Annotated in this window: 18 protein-coding genes; 11 read left to right on the top strand and 7 right to left on the bottom strand. The window is 46.6% G+C overall.

The genetic code is table 11. From position 1 onward, the window contains the following. Positions 1-133 precede the first annotated feature (133 nt). Both yidZ and A9237_RS24760 read right to left on the bottom strand, forming a co-directional pair. Positions 134-1105, bottom strand: coding sequence for an HTH-type transcriptional regulator YidZ (gene yidZ, locus A9237_RS24765; RefSeq protein ID WP_078609989.1), 972 nt, complete (start codon positions 1103-1105; stop codon positions 134-136). Then, positions 1080-2270, bottom strand: coding sequence for an MFS transporter (locus tag A9237_RS24760; RefSeq protein WP_078609988.1), 1191 nt, complete (start codon positions 2268-2270; stop codon positions 1080-1082). Before A9237_RS24760 ends, yidZ begins: the two co-directional genes overlap by 26 nt. A gap of 132 nt (positions 2271-2402) precedes the next feature. On the opposite strand from A9237_RS24760, the gene A9237_RS24755 reads away from it, so the two are divergent. After that, a complete protein-coding gene (locus tag A9237_RS24755) occupies positions 2403-2873 on the top strand; it encodes a GNAT family N-acetyltransferase (RefSeq protein ID WP_041056380.1) in 471 nt (156 codons plus the stop codon). Between the two features lie 70 nt (positions 2874-2943). On the opposite strand, the gene eno is transcribed toward A9237_RS24755, so the two are convergent. Then, on the bottom strand, positions 2944-4227 hold the full coding sequence (eno, locus tag A9237_RS24750; protein WP_078609987.1) for a phosphopyruvate hydratase: 1284 nt from the start codon (positions 4225-4227) through the stop codon (positions 2944-2946). 162 nt (positions 4228-4389) lie between these two features. Here eno and A9237_RS24745 point away from each other — a divergent pair, with 162 nt between their 5' ends. Next, the gene (locus tag A9237_RS24745) at positions 4390-4848 is read left to right on the top strand and encodes a GNAT family N-acetyltransferase (protein WP_078609986.1); all 459 of its coding nucleotides are present in this window, start codon (positions 4390-4392) and stop codon (positions 4846-4848) included. Between the two features lie 34 nt (positions 4849-4882). Here A9237_RS24745 and A9237_RS24740 read toward each other — a convergent pair whose 3' ends face one another. Next, on the bottom strand, positions 4883-5395 hold the full coding sequence (locus tag A9237_RS24740; protein WP_009706451.1) for a DUF2799 domain-containing protein: 513 nt from the start codon (positions 5393-5395) through the stop codon (positions 4883-4885). Between the two features lie 260 nt (positions 5396-5655). On the opposite strand from A9237_RS24740, the gene A9237_RS24735 reads away from it, so the two are divergent. The 4 genes from A9237_RS24735 to A9237_RS24720 all read left to right on the top strand — a co-directional run bounded on the left by A9237_RS24735 (position 5656) and on the right by A9237_RS24720 (position 9639). Continuing rightward, a complete protein-coding gene (locus A9237_RS24735) occupies positions 5656-6366 on the top strand; it encodes a response regulator (RefSeq protein WP_078609985.1) in 711 nt (236 codons plus the stop codon). After that, positions 6366-7808, top strand: a complete 1443-nt coding sequence (gene creC, locus A9237_RS24730) for a two-component system sensor histidine kinase CreC (RefSeq protein WP_078609984.1) — start codon at positions 6366-6368, stop codon at positions 7806-7808. Before A9237_RS24735 ends, creC begins: the two co-directional genes overlap by 1 nt. A gap of 75 nt (positions 7809-7883) precedes the next feature. Then, positions 7884-9224 (top strand): cell envelope integrity protein CreD, encoded by a 1341-nt coding sequence (creD, locus tag A9237_RS24725; protein ID WP_078609983.1) that lies wholly within the window; start codon positions 7884-7886, stop codon positions 9222-9224. Continuing rightward, positions 9211-9639, top strand: a complete 429-nt coding sequence (locus tag A9237_RS24720) for a ribosomal maturation YjgA family protein (RefSeq protein ID WP_078609982.1) — start codon at positions 9211-9213, stop codon at positions 9637-9639. The genes creD and A9237_RS24720 overlap by 14 nt, the downstream gene beginning before the upstream one ends. A gap of 237 nt (positions 9640-9876) precedes the next feature. Here A9237_RS24720 and A9237_RS24715 read toward each other — a convergent pair whose 3' ends face one another. Next, positions 9877-10551, bottom strand: coding sequence for a fructose-6-phosphate aldolase (locus tag A9237_RS24715; RefSeq protein WP_078610247.1), 675 nt, complete (start codon positions 10549-10551; stop codon positions 9877-9879). A gap of 254 nt (positions 10552-10805) precedes the next feature. On the opposite strand from A9237_RS24715, the gene A9237_RS24710 reads away from it, so the two are divergent. Continuing rightward, positions 10806-11747, top strand: coding sequence for a glycyl-radical enzyme activating protein (locus A9237_RS24710; RefSeq protein WP_078609981.1), 942 nt, complete (start codon positions 10806-10808; stop codon positions 11745-11747). Between the two features lie 2 nt (positions 11748-11749). Beyond that, a complete protein-coding gene (locus A9237_RS24705) occupies positions 11750-14173 on the top strand; it encodes a formate C-acetyltransferase/glycerol dehydratase family glycyl radical enzyme (RefSeq protein ID WP_078609980.1) in 2424 nt (807 codons plus the stop codon). A 60-nt stretch (positions 14174-14233) separates the two neighbouring features. Here A9237_RS24705 and A9237_RS24700 read toward each other — a convergent pair whose 3' ends face one another. Continuing rightward, positions 14234-15478, bottom strand: coding sequence for a dipeptidase (locus A9237_RS24700; RefSeq protein ID WP_009706442.1), 1245 nt, complete (start codon positions 15476-15478; stop codon positions 14234-14236). 339 nt (positions 15479-15817) lie between these two features. Between A9237_RS24700 and A9237_RS24695 the strand changes: the two genes are divergently transcribed. Further along, entirely contained in the window at positions 15818-16732 is a 915-nt protein-coding gene (locus A9237_RS24695) for a helix-turn-helix transcriptional regulator (protein WP_237358441.1), read from the top strand. 2 nt (positions 16733-16734) lie between these two features. Here A9237_RS24695 and A9237_RS24690 read toward each other — a convergent pair whose 3' ends face one another. Continuing rightward, entirely contained in the window at positions 16735-17640 is a 906-nt protein-coding gene (locus A9237_RS24690; protein WP_078609978.1) for a helix-turn-helix transcriptional regulator, read from the bottom strand. Between the two features lie 302 nt (positions 17641-17942). Between A9237_RS24690 and A9237_RS24685 the strand changes: the two genes are divergently transcribed. Continuing rightward, a complete protein-coding gene (locus A9237_RS24685; RefSeq protein WP_174575009.1) occupies positions 17943-18806 on the top strand; it encodes an alpha/beta hydrolase in 864 nt (287 codons plus the stop codon). Positions 18807-18817: 11 nt separating this feature from the next. After that, positions 18818-19366 carry a nuclear transport factor 2 family protein gene (locus A9237_RS24680; RefSeq protein WP_041056404.1) on the top strand — a complete coding sequence of 183 codons (549 nt, stop codon included), beginning with the start codon at positions 18818-18820 and terminating at the stop codon, positions 19364-19366. Positions 19367-19384: the final 18 nt, after the last annotated feature.

Genomic DNA, 19384 nt, shown 5'->3' with positions numbered 1-19384 from the left:
GGGTTTAGTTATCCTAAAACAACGTAAGGACGTTGATTAAAATGAGTGTGTTGAAAACGAATCATTGGAAATACCTCCTTGAAAATAGGGTTAAAAACGCGCGAAATTTATCAGTAATGTGTGAAAGAAGCAATCATGTATTGCTGTTGCTCTTCTCTCCATAAAGCGACTTGATGGTGTTTCTCAACCAGACCAGTTTGGGATTGTACGCATTACGTTTGTGCCAAATCATGGTGAACGGGATCAGCAATTTTTCTTGTTGTGGTTGCTTTAAAGGAATGGGTAAGCACACCAAATCTGGATGCAGCTTCTTGGTGTAACTCTCACAGTATTGCGGTGCTGTGGTCAGCATATTGTGGTGTGGTTGCGCGGCCATAAACAGAGACTGTTCGAAGCTCGACATGGTTAAGCCAATGGAGCGCTGTAAGCCAAGTTCACTCAACACTTCATCCAGTGCCCACGTCTCACTCTTTTCCCAAACAATATTGATGTGTTGGTAACTCAAAAAGGTTTCAAGGTTCCATTCCTGCTCCAAAGCGGGGTGATCTTTGTGTAGGTACACCATAGGTAAATCTGAGAACAGCACTTCGAAATCAAGAAAGTAAGGAAGCAGGTCGAGTGACTCTTTTGAGCGAGGATGGCTCTCTCTGCCAGTAAAGCCGATGTCTGCCTCTCCCCGCACAATCGCGTCGAGTGAATCGTAATCCCAGTTACTGGTTTTGACTTTCGCATCTGGGTAGCGCTGGTGGATGGCAACAAGAAGATCATCAAGAATCGTCAGCACTAAAGGTGACTCAATAGTCAGATCAAAGCGCACGCCTTTGGGGGCTATATCGCTGCGTTTCTCCGCAATTTGGCTGCCAATTTGTAGCCATTCCGCCAGATCTTGCTCCATGCTTTGCGCTAATGGAGTGGGTGCTAATCCTTTCGGTGTTTTCACAAACAGAGGATCATCAAACCAGTCACGAAGCTTATTAAGCGATTTACTTACCGTTGACGGCGTGACGTTTAACTTCTTCGACGCTTTGGAAACACTCTGCTCTTGCAGCAGCAATTGCAGAGTGAACAGCAGGTTGAGATCAAGACGGGCTAGTGATTTCTTCATAGTGGCTTTCATGAGCAGGCTTAGGAATAAATAGTATTAGAGCCAAGCTGATTGCGCCACCTATAGCTAACACAAACACCAACATATTCAGCGCATTAACGCCGATGAACCCCATAAACCAGATGTAGAGGGCAGAGCAACACACTTGAGCGATACCCAGTAGTGAGCTTGCTACACCAGCACGCAGAGAGAAAGGGCTGAGCGCTTGACTCATGGCCACGCCAAAGCCAATCGAGAAGCCAGCGCAAATCAGCCCAAATCCGAATAAGTAAAATGGGATTCCCCATTGGTTTAGATGAGCAAAACCAATCACCATCGCCGCACTGATAAGCAAGGTTTGCGAAGTCAGCATCAGAGTACGTTCCTTAAAGTAAGACAAAGCCAATGGCGCGGAGAAAGAAGTGATCATACTGACTAATGCAGTGCCTGCCATGACAGAAGAATAGCCACCACGATCAAAACCAAGTTCGCCCATCACCAGCATTGGAGAGACATTCACGTAGGTAAGAATGGTGGTCACGCCGATGGCCGTAATGATAAGTCGGCTGATGAAAAAGCGCTCCGCGAACGTTTCTTGGGTAGAGGCTGAAGCGGAGTTTTGCTCTGGCATTGCGCTAGGCTTTGATTCTTTCAGCACCAAGGTCGAAAGCAAGCAAACTACCACACCCATGCCTGCCATTGTGGTGAACAGGCTTGGCCAAGGGAATTTGAGCATAATGAGATGGCCAACAACGGGTGCGATGACAGGAATGATGCAGGTAATGCCGTTAAGCATCGACAGCACCTTAGCGCGGCGTTTGTCATCCAATGTGTCGCGCAAAATAGCAAAAGCAACTACATAGCAAGAGCCAGCCCCAATACCTTGTGCAAAACGTGCGATTAAAAATGTGTTGGATTGTTCTGACATTCCGCCAAGCAATGATGCTGCAATAAAAATGGCTGCACCTACCATCGCCACCGGTTTACGGCCAACGGAGTCGGCGATTTTTCCTGCAAACAGCATGGTGGTTGCCATACCAGCAAGGTAAATAGAAAACGCGATGTGTAATTGTGACTCACTGGCGCTTAAATCCGCGGCTATTTGAGGCAACCCTACAAGATAAAGATCAATGGCGGTAGGATAGAGTAAAACAAGAGAGAAACTACAAAGCAGAAAACGAAACATGACAACCTCACTAACAGTTGATGAGGATAATAGTGTGCTAAACGTTTGCCTGCGAGTGGGAAATACGATAGCAGGTTTTTCCATTTACGACATACCCTGTATGAAATGGGTATAAAAACAGCAAGGATGATTATGATTACCATCGAAAAGTACACGCCATGCCGTCATGAGCAAACCCTTGAGCTGCAAGTCTTAGAGGATCAAGTCCAATACACAGTAGCGAATATTCCAGAGTTATTGGGAAGTCTTAAACCGACAGAGCTAGCGCATTTGATCTTATTGGATGATCAAGTGGTCGGCTTTTTTGTCTTCGATGCGGGATACAGCGAGAACTACGATTTCTGTCCGGAAAAGAGTTTAGGCGTGCGTTGGTTGTTGTTGGATCATCGTCATCAAGGCAAAGGCATTGCCAAGCGAGCCATCAGCCAGTTTGCTGATTACGCTAAATTGCATTTTCCGAGCTTTGATTTTCTCTATTTGACGGTTAATTGCCGCAATGTACCGGCTTATCAGTGCTATTTGAAAGCAGGTTTTGAAGATACTAATGAGCTGTATCATGGTGGTCCGGTTGGGCCTCAGCACATCATGCGACAAGCCTTGTAATCATTGTGCTAAAAACCAAAAAGCCGCCCAGTTCTGCACAGGGCGGCTTTCTTTTAGATGTATTGATCGATTAGCGAACGAAGGCTTTGCGACCAGCGAACACCGCCATTGAGCCTAACTCGTCTTCAATGCGCATTAGCTGATTGTATTTTTCGACACGTTCGCCGCGACATGGCGCACCTGTTTTAAGATGACCAGTGCGAAGTGCAACGGTCATATCGGCAATAAAGCTGTCTGTGGTTTCACCCGAACGGTGAGAAACAAACGCGCCCCATGCAGCGTGGTGACACATTTGAATCGCTTCAATGGTCTCGGTTAGCGAGCCAATCTGATTCAGTTTGATCAATGCTGAGTTAGCAGCATTCATGTCGATCGCTTTTTGGATGTATTTGGTGTTAGTAACCAGAAGATCATCACCAACGATTTCGATCTTACCGCCAAGCTTCTCATTCAATAGTGGCCAGTTATCCCAATCGTCTTCGGCAAGTCCATCTTCGAGAAGAACCACAGGGAAGTCTTCTACCAACTTCTCGTAGTATTCAATCATCTCTGCAGAGGTCAGTTCACGATTCTCTGAACGTAGCTTGTATTTACCATTCTCATAGAACTCACTAGAGGCTGGGTCCATACAGATACCAACATCGACACCAGGTTTCAGTCCGGCTCTCTCAATGCCTTTGACAATCAACTCTAATGGTTCGCGGTTGGACTTCACAGCTGGCGCAAAGCCACCTTCATCACCGACGCCAACCGAGTGATTAGACTCCAACAGAACTTGGCGCAATGCATGATACACCTTGCTACCCCATTGCACCGCTTGTCTAAAGTTCTCAGCACCGTATGGCGCAATCATATATTCCTGAAAATCCGGACCTTGCCAGCGAGCATGCACGCCGCCGTTGAGGATGTTCATACAAGGCACAGGTAATAGGTTAGCGCCCACACCGCCAAGATACTGATACAGAGGTACGTCAGCGGTTAGTGCGGCTGCGCGGGCAACGGCGAGGGAGACACCAAGAATGCCATTCGCGCCGAGACGGGATTTGTTTTCGGTGCCATCTAACTCGATCATAATGCGGTCAATTAACGCTTGATCGCGCGAGTCCAAACCAACAATGGCTTCGAGCACTTCGGTATTGATCAGTTGAACGGCATTGAGTACGCCTTTGCCACCAAAGCGGGTGTCGTCACCATCTCGCAGTTCAACCGCTTCTCGTGAACCTGTACTGGCACCCGAGGGCACCGATGCTCTTGCTGCAATGCCACAGCCGAGTGTGACTTCGACTTCCACAGTCGGATTTCCGCGTGAATCCAAAATTTCGCGCGCCAGAATATCCTCAATCAAGAAATCCATAGTATGTCCTCAATGATCAGTTAGGTGGGGAAATGACTTTAAGAGTGTAGACATAGATTTTTGATTACGATGACTCTTGATATCTTTGATGCTGAAGACAGTTGTTTATGTGGCTGTTTTCACATAAATTCCGGAAAGGCCATTGGTTATCAAGGAAGAGTCGTGAAGATAGAAGTCGACAATTTAGAAAGAACAGCAGTCATTGCATTGCTAGAAGAACATTTGCAAGACATGTACGCCACGTCACCACCAGAGAGTGTGCATGCGTTAGATTTAGATAAGCTCAAAGCACCGGAAGTGACATTTTGGACCGGTTGGAAGGGTGAACAACTGCTTGGGTGTGCCGCGATTAAAAAATTGGATGGCCAACACGCGGAGCTGAAATCCATGCGCACCACGCCAGCGGCAAGAAATCAAGGTGTTGCATCTCAATTATTGATTCATGTGATTGAACAAGCGAAGCAAAAAGGCTTGCAGCGCTTGAGTTTAGAAACGGGCTCGATGGAATTTTTTAAACCTGCGCGCCTGTTGTATGAAAAGCATGGCTTTGTGTACTGCGAGCCGTTCGGGGATTACGAACTCGATCCAAACAGCCAATTCATGACCCTAGAACTGAGCTAGGGCCATTAATTTTTAGAAGCTAAATCCAATCGATTTAGAAATTTAGATTCAAGTTGATGGTTGGCGACAACAGGTCTGAACGCTCGTCAGCCAATCGCTTTCTCTTTTCTTTCAGACGTTTAGCATTGTCTTTGTCTGGGTTGCCATCAAGTTGATTATCGATGACCGAGATTTCAGTATCGATCTCTTGGATGCGTTGCTGGCGTTGATATTCTTGATGACCTAACTGGTAGTTTTCAATGAATTCTTTGCTGCTGCACACACCGTAATATTCTTTGCCTTCGATACCGACAGTGTAACCATTGTCTGGTGAGCAGTATTGGATAGTACCTTTATCAAAACCTTCTTTCCATTTCGCTCGGTCTGGTGTCACGCCCGCTTCACCACAGTCTTCGGTATAACTATTAATAACGTTTGGATCGTTGCCGTCTCGGCCATCTTGATAACCTACCTTGTACCAGTTCGCCGTCTTGCACTCATCCGGAGACATGCTGGCGCAACCAGAGAGCAAAGTGAGTAAAGCTAGGGGGATTAGCGCTCTTTTCATCAGTTACTGTCCTTTAAACAAAATCGAATTGATAACTCGAGTGTAAAATGAACACTGTTCATATCAATGGTTGAAATCATTGTATTCACAATTGTAGTGACTCATCAGTGTGAGTGATAAGTTCACCACGCTGAATGAGAGGGTGTTTGATTAATATTGTTCACGGATTTTGCCTTTGTGGTATCAATTCGATAGCCTTTGCGCCAAAGTAAGTGAACAAGATGTGCATCTAAACAAGTATCGTCAGTGAGGTTAGAACATTGAGCGACCAATCAACCGTCGTCATTATTGAGGATGAATCCGCCATTGCAGAGAACCTGATTCATGTATTAGAGATGGATGGCTACCACGCAGAGTGGTTTGCAACGGCAGGAGAGGGCTTAGCCTTTTTGCAGCATAACTCCGCAGCGTTACTTGTGTTAGACGTAGGCTTACCGGATGGCAATGGTTTTGAATTGTGCAAAACCATTCGTGAGTTTTCTGATATTCCCATTATCTTTCTCACCGCAAGAAGCGATGAAATTGACCGAGTGGTAGGCTTGGAGATTGGCGCGGATGATTACGTGACGAAGCCATTTAGTCCGCGTGAAATGTTGGCTCGCATTAAACTTCGAATCAAAGCTAAAGCGCCAATGATGGAGCACAAACCGGAGCCTGCAGCTGTTCCAGAACAACCTCATTTGAACCAGGATTTAGTTGCGCAGAACTTCGATTATGGTGTTGGCGGGCAAATGCTTGGGTTAACTGCGGTGGAGTTCAAGATCCTCGATAAACTGATTTCCGTCTCTTCCAATGTATTGAGCCGAGAGCAGCTTATGGTCGCGGCAGACATGGCGCCGGAAGCTGCGTACGAGCGCAATATCGATACTCATATCAAAGCTATTCGCCATAAGTTGAAGCCGTTTGAGATGTCTGAACGCATCTGTACCAAGCGTGGCTTTGGTTACTTTTACTGCATTAAAGGTGAATGATGAACCGCTGGCCGAAGATCCCTCTTGGACTCAGACTGTTTTTTCTCTACTTTATCTTAGTCGGAATGACGGCTTACATGGTGAGCAAAACCGTTGTCCAAGAACTTAAGCCAACCGTGCGTCAAACCACTGAAGAGACGCTGGTGGATATGGCGAACTTGCTCGCGGTATTGGCAGAAGAGGACGTTGCAAACGGAAAGTTGTCTGAGAGTCGCTTCTCCAAACTACTAGCGGCTTATGGGCAGCGAGAACCCCAAGCGCGCATTTGGGAAATTGGCAAAAAAGCGATTAACCATCGAATTTACATCACAGATAAACAAGGGATTGTGATTGCGGATTCTTGGCAGCAAGACGTAGGCAAAGACTACTCGCAATGGAACGATGTTTATCTCACGTTGCGTGGTCAATACGGCGCGCGCAGTACCATCGAAGACCCGAAAGATCCGCTCTCAACCGTTATGCACGTTGCTGCGCCCATTTACCACAAAGGCGAAATCATTGGCAGCGTGACGGTGGCAAAATCCAATCGCTCAGTACAACCTTTCATCGATCTTTCTAAACGCAATGTGCTGTTTTGGATGGTGTGGATGAGTGGTTTAGTGCTATTGGCTGGGGCATTGTTTGCTTGGCGAATTCACTCGGCACTGAACAAGCTCGAAGACTACGCGACCAAAATGGGTGAAGGTGAAAAGGTCTCTAAACCGACATTTCGTATCTTCTACGAGTACGGCACGCTAAGCGACGCATTGGAGAAAATGCGCAACCAGCTCGACGGTAAACAATATGTGGAAGAGTACGTACAGACGCTGACTCATGAGCTGAAAAGCCCGTTATCAGCGATTAAAGGCGCGAGTGAAATATTGCAAATGCCGTTGCCTGAAGAAAAGGTCACGCGCTTTGCTGGTAACATTGAGCGAGAAAGCGATCGCATGCAGTCATTGATTGATAAGTTGCTAGAACTTGCTCGTCTTGAAAAGCGCCCCGAGTTAGAACAAGTCGAAGCTATCTCGCTAAAACAAATGGTCAATGAAGTGGTTGAATCGGCAGATGCGCGCTTGAGTGCTAAGTCGGTGATTGCCAACGTCCAAATTGATGACCATCTCGCCGTGCTTGGTGATGCCTTCTTACTGAAACAAGCTGTTTTTAACTTGATGGACAATGCGCTGGATTTTGCTGATTCAGAGGGACGCATTGAATGGAAATCGGAGGTTACGAAAGAGAAAGTGTGCCTGTCGATTTTCAATTCAGGTCCTCACATTCCCGACTACGCGATGCCTCGTTTGACCGAGCGCTTCTACTCCCTAGCTCGGGAAAATGGCGTTAAAAGTACTGGGCTTGGGCTTAATTTTGTTGAGCAGGTTATCAAGCTGCACAAAGGTCAGTTACAAGTCGAAAACGTCGATTCTGGCGTGAAAGTGACCCTGATTTTACCAACTCCATAGAAACTCCACATTAGCTCCATTCGTTCTCCAAATTGCTGATTTAGATTACTCCCATCAGCAAATGGAGAATGAAACATGAAAAAGATCCTCAATAATCAACTCGGCACGAAGTTCGCCTTCGTGCTGTTTTTGTTTGTCTTACTGCAAATCCCGCTTTCAATGGTCACAGGGCTGATCTCAGAGCGCTCATATCGCCAAGATGAAGTCAGAAACGACATCGCACGCAGCAGCAGCGGCGAACAGCGCATCATTGGTCCATTCATCATGGTTAACTACACCGAAACCAGTTACCGAGATGACAAAGTACAGATTAAAGAGCGTCGTAAGTTCCTCTTACCTAGCACTTTTGATATGAGCGCGAATCTGGACAGTTTTGAAAAGTACCGAGGCATTTACCGCGCGCGTTTATACAAAGCACAAGTGGCACTGAAAGGCACTTTTGATGCAGACGATCTCGCGGCGTTGCAGGGGCTTGATATTGAAAACATGAGCCTAGTGGTTGGCATTGAAGACAGCCGTGGATTGATTCGTTTGGATGACATGACCATGGCGAGCTCTGATATCGAAGTCGCACCGGGAACAGGGTTAGATCAGTTGCCACAAGGCTTCCACAGTGCTCTGACACCTGCAGACCTAAACCCAGCACAACCTTTGGCATTCGATCTTAACTTCTTGCTGCAAGGTATGGGTCAGCTTCAAGTTACACCAATCGGCAGTCAAACAACGGTTGAACTCTCATCAACTTGGGCACATCCAAGCTTTATTGGTGATTACTTACCGGTGTCGTCAGAAGTATCTGAAGATGGATTTAACGCACAATGGGCGAGCAACAACTTCTCAACCAATATCGCGCAGCTGTTCCAAAGCTGTTTGTCATCGAATCACGCTTGTCACGAGCTTGAACAGCGACAAATGGGCGTAGATTTGATTGATCCCGTGGACCACTATTTGAAGTCTCACCGAGCCGTGAACTATTCAATATTGGTTATCACATTAGTATTTGCGAGTTTCTTCTTGCTGGAGCTGTTCCAGGCGCGTCCGGTTCACCCAGTACAATACGGTTTTATTGGTCTGGCTTTAGCGCTTTTCTATCTGTTGCTGATTTCGATGAGTGAACACCTCGGCTTCAACTGGGCATATGTGGTGTCGGCAGTTGCATCGACCGGGCTTTTAAGTATGTACGTGAGCGGTATGTTGAGCAACACCAAACACGGCGCGATGTTCGGAGCGTGTTTGCTCACTCTCTACGGATTGCTATTTGGCTTGCTACAAGCAGAGAGCTACGCATTGGTCATGGGGACATTACTGTGTTTTGCGATTTTGAGCTTCACTATGGTCATTACACGCAACGTCGACTGGTACGCACGAAACAAGAAAGCAGAAGAAAGTGCAAAGGCGAATCATGAAGATGCTTAAGCGAGCAATTCTCACTGGGCAGCCAAGCAATATGGTGGAAGAAACGTGCGCTATCCACCTGCGATTTTCGGTAAAAAATGGACTGAAAAGCTTGGTGTGTTTTATCGCATTGGTCGTTATTGCGCTCTATGTTCGAGACAGCTTTATTCGCCCGACATTTGGTGATGTTTTGGTTGTGGTTTGGCTCTACTACTTTCTTGCAAGCTTGTTCTCCATGCCCGTTAACTGGCTGGTTTCACTGGTGGTGTTGATTGCGCTTGCTGTTGAGTTAGGGCAATTGTTACAGGTCGCGGTTTGGCTTGGTATCGAATCTTCATCGCCTCTGGCTGTGATTTTGGGCGCCACATTTGATTGGAAAGATCTGCTAGCTTACTGCATCGGAGGTCTACTGTGTTGGTGGATGGAAAAGAAATGAAAAACGAGATGAAAGCCATTGCGCTACCAAACCGACTCCGCCATTCCAAACGAGGTATTCGTAAAAGGATCAAAATTAGTTTACTAAAGCGCGTGTACCTTTGGTCACTGACCAATAGAGAACTACTGTAGCGCTACTTCTCTATCTGAAATACAAAAGGGAATCTTAACTCACCGGTGCACAGGTGAGTTAAGGCTCCCTTTATTATTCATTGAGACGTCTAGCTGCTACTTTTAATTAGCTTTCAAATGAAAGTTTCTCGCCGAACGTCTCTTTCCATTCTTTATCGAACTGCTCAACCGCCGGTTTTACTGCTGGGTGAGCGAACATTTGTGCCGCCACATCGGTTGGCAATGTAATGGCTTCGATGCCCAGTTTCATCACCTCCATCGCTTGTTGAGTGTTTTTGAAACTGGCTGCCAAAATCTTCGCTGGTAGTTGGTTTTGCTCGAGCAACAATTGAAGATCCGCGACCACTTCAACACCGTTGCCGTTCATCGCATCAATGCGGTTTACGTAAGGTGCTAGGTAGTCTGCACCGCACAGTGCCGCTAGGAAACCCTGTTGAGCTGAATAGATAGCGGTAGCAAGAACCTGAATTCCCTCTTTTTTCATTAGCTTAATTGCTGCTAAGCCGGTTTCTGTTGCTGGCACTTTTACCACCATATCGTAAGGCAATTCATTCAGTTGGCGCGCTTCTACCAGCATACCTTCGACGGTTGAACTCACGACTTGCGCGTGGAAACGAGGTGTACCACCAAGTGCTTCTTGCATGCCTGCTAGGGTTTCATTCAGTCCCTGTTTTGACTTCGCCAAAATGCTTGGGTTTGTCGTCACGCCTTTTAGCGGTAGGCACTGGTTAAAGCGTTTTACTTCTGCCACATCAGCAGTATCTAAATAAAGTTCAATCATGGTTTCTACCTTAAACAAAATCTTGGTTTTGATGATGGGATCACTATAGATCTGACAATCGAACGAGATCTTGATTTTGATCAATTGAAATTTCATTTGAAACTATAATAATTTCATTAAATGAAAGTTAAGTGAAACTTGTAAACGCTCAAATGAAGCTTTCAGTTAGAAAATAGAAAAGCTGTTCATAAGACTTAACCAGCAAGAAACGGATTAAGTACACAGCGGTAGCACAGACCAAGAGGCAAGCAGAGATGTATTTCAATATCCAACGATTCTCTACCCATGATGGCGATGGCATTCGTTCCATTCTTTTTCTTAAAGGATGCAGCTTGTCTTGCCCTTGGTGTCAAAACCCAGAAAGCCGCAGCGAAAAGCATTCACTGTTGTTTGATCAGCGAAGCTGCATGGAAGATTGCCAGCTGTGCGTTTCTGCTTATCAAGCTACAACTCAATCTACTGCGGGTAGTGAAACGGTGAGCGATGGTATTCAACGCATCGACAACCAGATCATCATCAATCGCAAAGCCATCAAAGAAGACCAACTGATCGCGCTGCGAAACGTCTGTCCTACGCAAGCACTGACCGTCTGCGGTGAAGAAGCGAAATCAGACATGCTGTTCGACACCTTAATGAAAGACAAACCTTTCTACGACCAAAGCCAAGGTGGCGTGACCTTCTCCGGTGGTGAGCCACTCATGCAAGCAGATTTGGTGGCAGAACTCGCGCAGCGTCTGCATGACAACCAAGTCTCTACCGCCATTGAATCGTGCATGCATGTGCCGTGGAAGAACGTCGAAAAAGCCGCGCCGCATATTGATTGCTGGTTGGCGGATTTAAAACATACCGACGAAGAAAAGTTTCTTAGCTGGGCGAAAGGTTCACTAAAACGCATCAAAGACAATTTCCGAAAACTGGCACCTATCGCGAAACGCATTGTGATTCGCGTTCCCGTTGTGCCGGGGTTCAATGACACCATCGAAGAGTTGAAAGACATCATCGATTTTGCGGCTTCACTAGAAAGCTGCCAAGAACTTCACTTGCTGCCGTACCACACGCTCGGCATCAATAAATACCGTTTGCTCGATATGCCTTACGAGTGTTCTGACAAGCCATTAAACAAACCAGAACTGCTAGAAAGCGCCATGCAATACGCAAGCGAAAACACCCAACTTAACGTGATTGTAAGAGGTTAACTATGGACCTGAATTACCTTCCTGAGCGTATCAAAGCGCACAAATCGGCACTGGTAAATATCGTAACGCCACCTGTCTGTACCGAGCGTGCAGAGGCATACACTCGTGCTTATCAAGCAAACGAAGACAAACCTGTAATTGTCCAACGTGCGCTAGCACTGCAAGAGCACTTACGCACTCGTACGATTTGGATTAAACACGATGAGTTGATCGTCGGTAACCAAGCGAGCAAAGTACGCGCTGCCCCTATTTTCCCAGAATACACTGTACGTTGGATTGAAGCGGAAATTGATGAGCTAGCCGACCGCCCTGGTGCAGGCTTTGCTGTCACTGAAGAAGATAAGCAAAGCATTCACAGCATCACACCGTATTGGCGCGGTAAAACTGTTCAAGACCGTTGTTATGGTTTGTTTACTGATGAGCAGCAAGAAATCTTAGCCAGCACCATCATTAAAGCCGAAGGCAACATGACTTCGGGTGATGCGCACCTTGCGGTGGATAACGAGAAAATCCTTAAGCTAGGCATGAACGGCTTGTTAGAGGATGTTCGTCAGCACCGTGCTAACAATGATGTTTCGACCTTTGAAGGCTTGAAGAAAGAGCAGTTCTACAAATCGGTCGAAATTGTACTGCTTGCCATTCAAGACCACATGGTGAGCTACGCTGAATTGGCGGCAAAAATGGCGCTAGAAGAGACGCGCCCGCTACGCAAAGCTGAGTTAGAAAGCATTGCTGCAAACTGTCGTCATGTCGCGAGTGATGCGCCGGAAAACTTCTGGCAAGCACTGCAATTGAGCTACTTCGTTCAATTGATGCTACAAATCGAATCGAATGGTCACTCGGTTTCTTTCGGTCGTATGGACCAATTCCTAAACGAATTTTATGTTCGCGATATCGAAAACGGCGCGATTGAAAAAGACTTTGCACTAGAGCTTTTACAAAGCTGCTGGTTGAAGCTGCTTGAAGTAAACAAGATTCGCTCTGGCGCGCACTCAAAAGCATCGGCAGGTTCTCCGCTGTACCAAAACGTGTGTATCGGCGGTCAGAAGTTGAATGAAAAGGGTGAGCCTGAAGATGCAGTGAATCCACTTTCTTGGGCGATTCTGGAATCTTGTGGTCAGTTGCGTTCGACGCAACCTAACTTGAGTGTGCGTTACCACGAAGGTTTGAACCAAGAGTTCTTAATGGGTTGTATCGAAGTGATTAAATGCGGCTTCGGTATGCCAGCGTTCAACAACGATGAGATTGTTATTCCTGAATTCATCAAGCTTGGCGTAGAGAAAGAAGACGCTTACAACTACGCATCTATCGGCTGTATCGAGACGGCGGTTCCGGGCAAATGGGGTTACCGTTGTACGGGCATGAGCTTCATTAACTTCGCTCGCATCCTGCTCGCTTCATTGAACGAAGGTGTGGATGCAACAACGGGTAAAGCTTTCTTGCCGCACGATAAGTCATTAACAAAAGGCAACTTTGAGAGCTTTGAGCAAGTGACCGCTTCTTGGGCAGAGCAAATCCGCTACTACACCCGTAAATCGATTGAGATTGATACTGTAGTCGACAGCGTACTTGAACAGCAAGCTCAAGACATTTTCTGTTCAACGCTGGTGGATGACTGTTTGGCTCGCGGTAAAACCGTGAAAGAAGGCGGCGCGAAATACGATTGGGTATCTGGTTTGCAAGTCGGTATCGCAAACTTGGGTAACAGCCTAGCTGCCATCAAGCACCTTGTTTTCGATGACGCGCAAATCACCCAACCAGAGTTGGCAAAAGCATTGGCAGAAGATTTCGACGGCATGGAGAACGAACAGCTTCGCCAACGTCTTATCAACTTTGCACCAAAATACGGTAACGATGATGACGCGGTAGACCAACTACTGGCTGACGCTTACCAAGTTTATATTGATGAGCTAGAGCAGTTTGTTAATACGCGTCATGGGCGTGGTCCAATTGGCGGCGGTTACTACGCAGGTACATCAAGTATCTCGGCAAACGTCCCATTCGGTGCTTCAACCATGGCAACGCCAGATGGTCGTAAAGCGAAAACGCCATTGGCAGAAGGTGCAAGCCCGTCATCTGGCTCAGACCGTTTAGGCCCAACGGCAGTGTACAACTCGGTCGGTAAGATCCAAGCGAATAAGATCCTTGGTGGCGTGCTGCTTAACCAGAAGTTAAGCCCAGCAGCGGTTGAGTCTGAAGGGGATAAGCTCAAGCTTTCTATGTTGATTCGTACCTTCTTCAACCACCACAAAGGTTGGCACGTGCAGTACAACATCGTCTCTCGCGAGACCTTGTTAGCCGCGAAGAAGAACCCTGAACAATATCGTGATCTTGTTGTGCGAGTCGCAGGCTACTCGGCCTTCTTCACCGCACTATCACCAGATGCGCAAGATGACATCATCGCACGTACTGAGCACGAGCTGTAAGTACACTAACTAAGTAAAGCAAAAGGCACCAATTGGTGCCTTTTGCTTTTTGGTCTGAGTTTATTTACCCATATGCTCGTGGCGCATTTTTGTTAGCATTTCCAAGCGTTTTGAATACTGCTCTTGGAAGGCTTTTGGGTCAACGCCTTCGGAAACTTGGGCGTAAACTCGCATCTTATTACCGCCGTAAATCTTCGCCAAGTCTTCGTTGCTGTAGCCTCGTGCCCATAAATCATCAGTAATGGCGGCTAAGATCTTGGATAGTTCGCCGTTGCCTGTTGCGCCCTTGTTGAAGGCGTCAATCATGTAGCCGCCATCGTCATACATCTTGGCGTTTTTCATCGCGAAATCGACCACGCCTTTTGTTGAGAACATGTCATCGGTTGCAATACCAACATGGTCAACGCCAACCAATTTTACATAGTAATCAATCATATCTGCCGCTTGCTTTGGCGAGATGTCTTCTGGCCATACACCATCCATCATCCACTCGGTAAAGGTTGGTGATACGTAACCGCCTGACTTCGCTGCACGAATTGCCTCATCATCAGGGATTGCACGGTAACAGCCTTTTGGTGTCGCATCGGGTTCACTCTTATACAAACCCGCAGGGACTGAGTGAGAGTAGATAAATGGCGTTCCAGCATGATTCTTTTCCATGTAATCCATCGCATCATTGGCGGTCTTGGAACCGGTATGGCTCAAGTCGAGAATTACGCGGTATTTCACCATCTCATCAATCACTGATTGGCCCCAAGGCGTTAAGCCAATATCGCGACCATTGTAGGCCGCTAATTGACCTGAACCGGTACGAAAAATATCGTTGTACGCCAAGATCATGCTTTTCAAACCCATGTCTTTAAGCAACGCCATACGAGTCACGTCTTCTTCCAAAATGGTGGCAGTTTGGCTATTCCAAAGAACGGCGGTTTTGCCTTCTACGTGCGCTTTCTCAATGTCTTGGTTGGAATGGGCAACAATAAAGTTGTCTGGTTCTTTCGCCATGGCTGCACGATGTTTGTGGTGGTGGAAAATGAAGTCATCAAAGTTATGGTCAGCCGCAGTAATCGTATATTCATGACCAGTAATGCCGTTGTCGCGTGCTAACTGGAAGTAATCGAGAAGTTGTTGATCGTCTGTCCAACCTGCACCATAAGGGCTTGCTAGCATGCCAATCACAATGGTGTCTTGAACAAAGGCTTTTGCCTTGTCTGAGGCTGGCCACGTTTTGCTTTCTACGCTGGCGTAAGCGGAGCCCATTGATACGGCGATAGTGATTGCTGCCAATGACATTTTCTTGATCATAGTAACCTCTCAATAGTGAGTGTAAGTCCGTTTATTTTGATGGGTGCATCTAGCGTTTAGAGATGGCTTTTGTCGTTAACGGTTTAATTTAACTAATTGAATATTAGTCAAAACTCACGTTCTTGCTGCCAATCTCTAAGCGATAACGGAAACTTGATGTGAAATACGATCTATGGCTCAAATTTTTGCCTTAACTTCACTCAAGCGATGTGGTTATCTTAGCCAGTTAGAAATGTGAAAATGTGCATTTTGCGCCACGTGTCCTATCTTTTGAAAAGCCAGTCAAGTAACGTCAGAAGTCGTGTAATGAAAAGAGACGTGTTGAATTTAGGAGAAGGTGTGAGTCATTCCATCCCATTGATTAGAAAAACCATCGTGTATGACTTTCTTGGTCAGTTAGTTCTGGAGCCTAAAGCATTGGCGCAGCTGCAAGAGCAAGCGGACATGCCATTTGCGCTAGACACTTCAACGGCTGAGTTCATTCCTTTCCATGCTTTTTCTCGGTTGTTATCTGGGGTGAGGCTGCACTTAGGCGCAACGGTGTTTGTCTCTTCATTACAACGTATCGCGAAGCATGCGAGTATTAATTTGAAGTTCAATCAAGCCACGCCGGAAAACGTCTCCACGAGCTTAGGGCTAAGAGCCTTGAATGTTGAAACGTCAGCTCATGTTACTCGTGTAGAAGCTCATGCTAGTGCTTTTGAGCAAATAGAAGCCGAGCTGTTTTTAACGGTTTATCTTCATGCGTATATGAAAGCTTGGTACCCAAATCTGCGAGAGCCGAGCGCTTACTATCTGCCCCACCCGCAAGGCCAGCCGTTAACTGAGCTCCAAATCAGAAACGATATTCCGCAGTTTCTTGGTCAAGAACATTTAGCGTTGAAGTATCCTGCTTTAGAAGGGATTGAAAGCATAAATGTGTGCGCGGAAGACAAGCCTTTTGCTTACTATGTTGAGCAAGCTTTGTCGGCGTATGTAGGGCGAGTTGATATGTCTTTGGAAGTGTTTAGCGAGTTAATAGGCATTTCAAAGCGCACGGTGCAGCGCAGTTTGAAGCAAGAAGGCACCAGTTTTCGAGAGGTAAAAGAGGCGCTCAACTTTTCCTTTGCCAAACGCGTTTTGATTCAAAGAAACAGTGCGGTTGGAGATATAGCTGTGCACTTGGGATACGCTGATGCCACTCAGTTTGTACGTGCCTTTAAACGCGCGAATGGCATCACTCCTTTGCAGTGGAAGAAAGCTAACCAGTCTTGAGATTAGCTTTCTTGCTGTTTGACGAATTGTCCCGGCGTCATGCCAAAATGGTTTTTGAACGCTCGAGTAAAGTGGGACTGGTCATTAAAGCCAAGCTCGTGCGCCGTTAAAGCGATATTGACTGAGCCAGAAGAGAGCGCCACTCGTGCTTGTTCTAAACGTTTATTCATCAGGTACTGGTAAGGCGTTACGCCGATGAGCTTTTTAAACTCCCTCAGAAAGTAAAACTTACTGCACCCAAGCAAGTCTGCGAGATCATCGACCGCGATGTTGTCGCCGATGTTTTCTTCGATGTATTGGTCAATCTTATCGACTTGGTGTTGGTCGAACTTAGAGGCAGCAAGCTGGTTGTTCTTAAGGTCAAAGTAGTTGGAGTAGTTTTGGATATAGTGGGTTGCCAGCAGTGAAACCAAGTTATTGAGGTAGATTCTGCCATTTCGCCCTTTGTCTTTCGCTTCCAACATAAACAGCTCAATGATGCCTTTGATGGTCTCATCCAACACGTTGTAGTTGTTCAAAAATTGCAGCTCAATTCCCTCTAAATTTAGCGGGCAGTGTGAGAAAAATTCTTGCTCTTCAATCGCTAAAATCACGAAGTAACAAGGCTCTGCCACATCATGGGTAAACGGGGTTTTAGGCGGGTTAATCCAAATGTTGCCCGGGCTGGTTTTTAGATCGGCGAACGTGCCATCTTTTTCGACGCTCCAGTTCAAATCTTTCTCTAGTGCCAATGCAAAGTAGAAGTATGGGGTGTAGACATTCTTCGGATAGAAATAAGGGGACGTGCCTTTTTCTACCAATACGCCCGACCAATCTAATCCATGGTTTGAAAACTCAATATCCAGCACGTCGCCACAGCTTGATAGCGCATTAGATTCAGAGTCATAAAACTTAAGCTCGGACTTCATTTTCTTTCCTTTGTTCTCTTCCACTTGCTAGCTGAAATTAGCCGAGTTTTGCACATTTCGTCAACTCATAGAGGGGGCAATAAAGTACAAAAACTTGGGCAGGAATGTTCAATCTTCTCTCGTGGTGCAGCGCTAATCTATCCCCAAGTTAGCCGGACAGCTTAGGCAAAACATAAGACAGAGAGGATGCTATGTTTAAGAAATCGCTTTTACTACTATTAGGTAGTTTGCCGTTTACCACCTTTGCTCACTCAGTTTATGCAAATGACAACAACACGAACCTAGCTTTAGAGGATACCACCATGAAACACATCGAACTCAATACTCAAGTTGGTCAATTAGCTGCAAACCTTTACCTACCAAAAGGTGCGAAGAATGCCCCAGTTGTTATCGTGACGGGTGCGTGGACAACGGTGAAAGAGCAGATGCCGGCGGTTTATGCCCAAGCATTGGCAGAGCGAGGTTACGCGGCATTGACGTTTGATTTCCGTGGTTGGGGTGAAAGCAAAGATCAAGTGATGTACTTAGAAGATCCCGCACGTAAAACTGCAGACATTCGCGCAGTGATTGAAGCGGTGAGTCAACTCGATGGCGTTGATGCATCACGCATCGGTGGTTTGGGTATCTGTGCATCGGCGGGCTACATGCTAGATGCGGTTGCCGGTAATGACAAAGTAAAAGCCGCGGCAGTGGTTGCCCCTTGGCTGCACGATAAAGCGATGGCGACTGAAATTTATGGTGGCGAAGAAAGCGCGAAAAACTTACTCGCAACAGCGGAAGAGGCAGCACATTCAGCGACTCCCGTTTACATTGAAGCGGCAAGCACAACCAATGAGAACGCATTGATGTTCCAAGCGCCTTACTACACGGAGACTGATCGTGGTTTGATTCCTGAATATGACAACCAATACAACGTTGCATCATGGACTGGTTGGTTGAACTATGACGCTCAAGCAAGTGCAGCAACACAAGATAAACCAGTGCTAATGGTGGCATCTGAAGCCATGGCTCTGCCTGCTGGTGCGCATCGTTACATTGAGAATGCTGGTAGCAACGTTAACGCAGTATGGCTATACGACATCAATCAATTCGATTTCTATGACCAACCAGAAGCGGTAAAACTGGCTGTCGATGAAGTTGTAGAGCACTTCGAAGCGAACCTATAAGGAATCACGTGATGAAGCTTAAACAACTGTGGTTGCTGTTTATCGGAGTGATTGCCATGAATGTGAATGCTCAAACCATGTCTTTGGACGAAGCGAAAATTCGTAGCAACATTAACAGCTTCTCGGCTTTGGCAGACCAAGGCGCATTTGAATACTTAGGTCGATTGTTCGCACCAGTATTGACTGTGGATTACACCACGCTGTTTGGTGGTGAAGCTCAGCAAGTCAAACGCCAAGACTTAATGCAGCAGTGGGCGGGGTTCCTACCTGGGTTTGATGCGACATTTCATGACTTGAGCAATCTGAACGTCTCTATTGATGGCGATAAGGCGAGTGCGACAGTGGATTTCACCGCAAGTCATTGGCTCGGTGAAGAAGGTTTCTGGGCGGTTTCGGGTGAATACGAGTTTGGGTTGCAACGAGCAGGCGATAACTGGCAAATCACCTCAGTGAAACTGAATCGAAAAGCAGAGCAAGGCAGCCGAGATGTCTTGGCAGAAGCGCCTAAGCATGCGGCGCAAAACCTAAAAGCGCGCGAAGCACTGAAAGTGACATACTAATAAACGCGTCAGAGCGTC

This window comes from Vibrio owensii, assembly GCF_002021755.1.
In the GTDB taxonomy this organism is placed as follows: Bacteria; Pseudomonadota; Gammaproteobacteria; order Enterobacterales; family Vibrionaceae; genus Vibrio; species Vibrio owensii.
The sequence above is the reverse complement of the archived record's forward strand: the minus strand, read 5'-3'. Positions and strand labels throughout refer to the sequence as shown.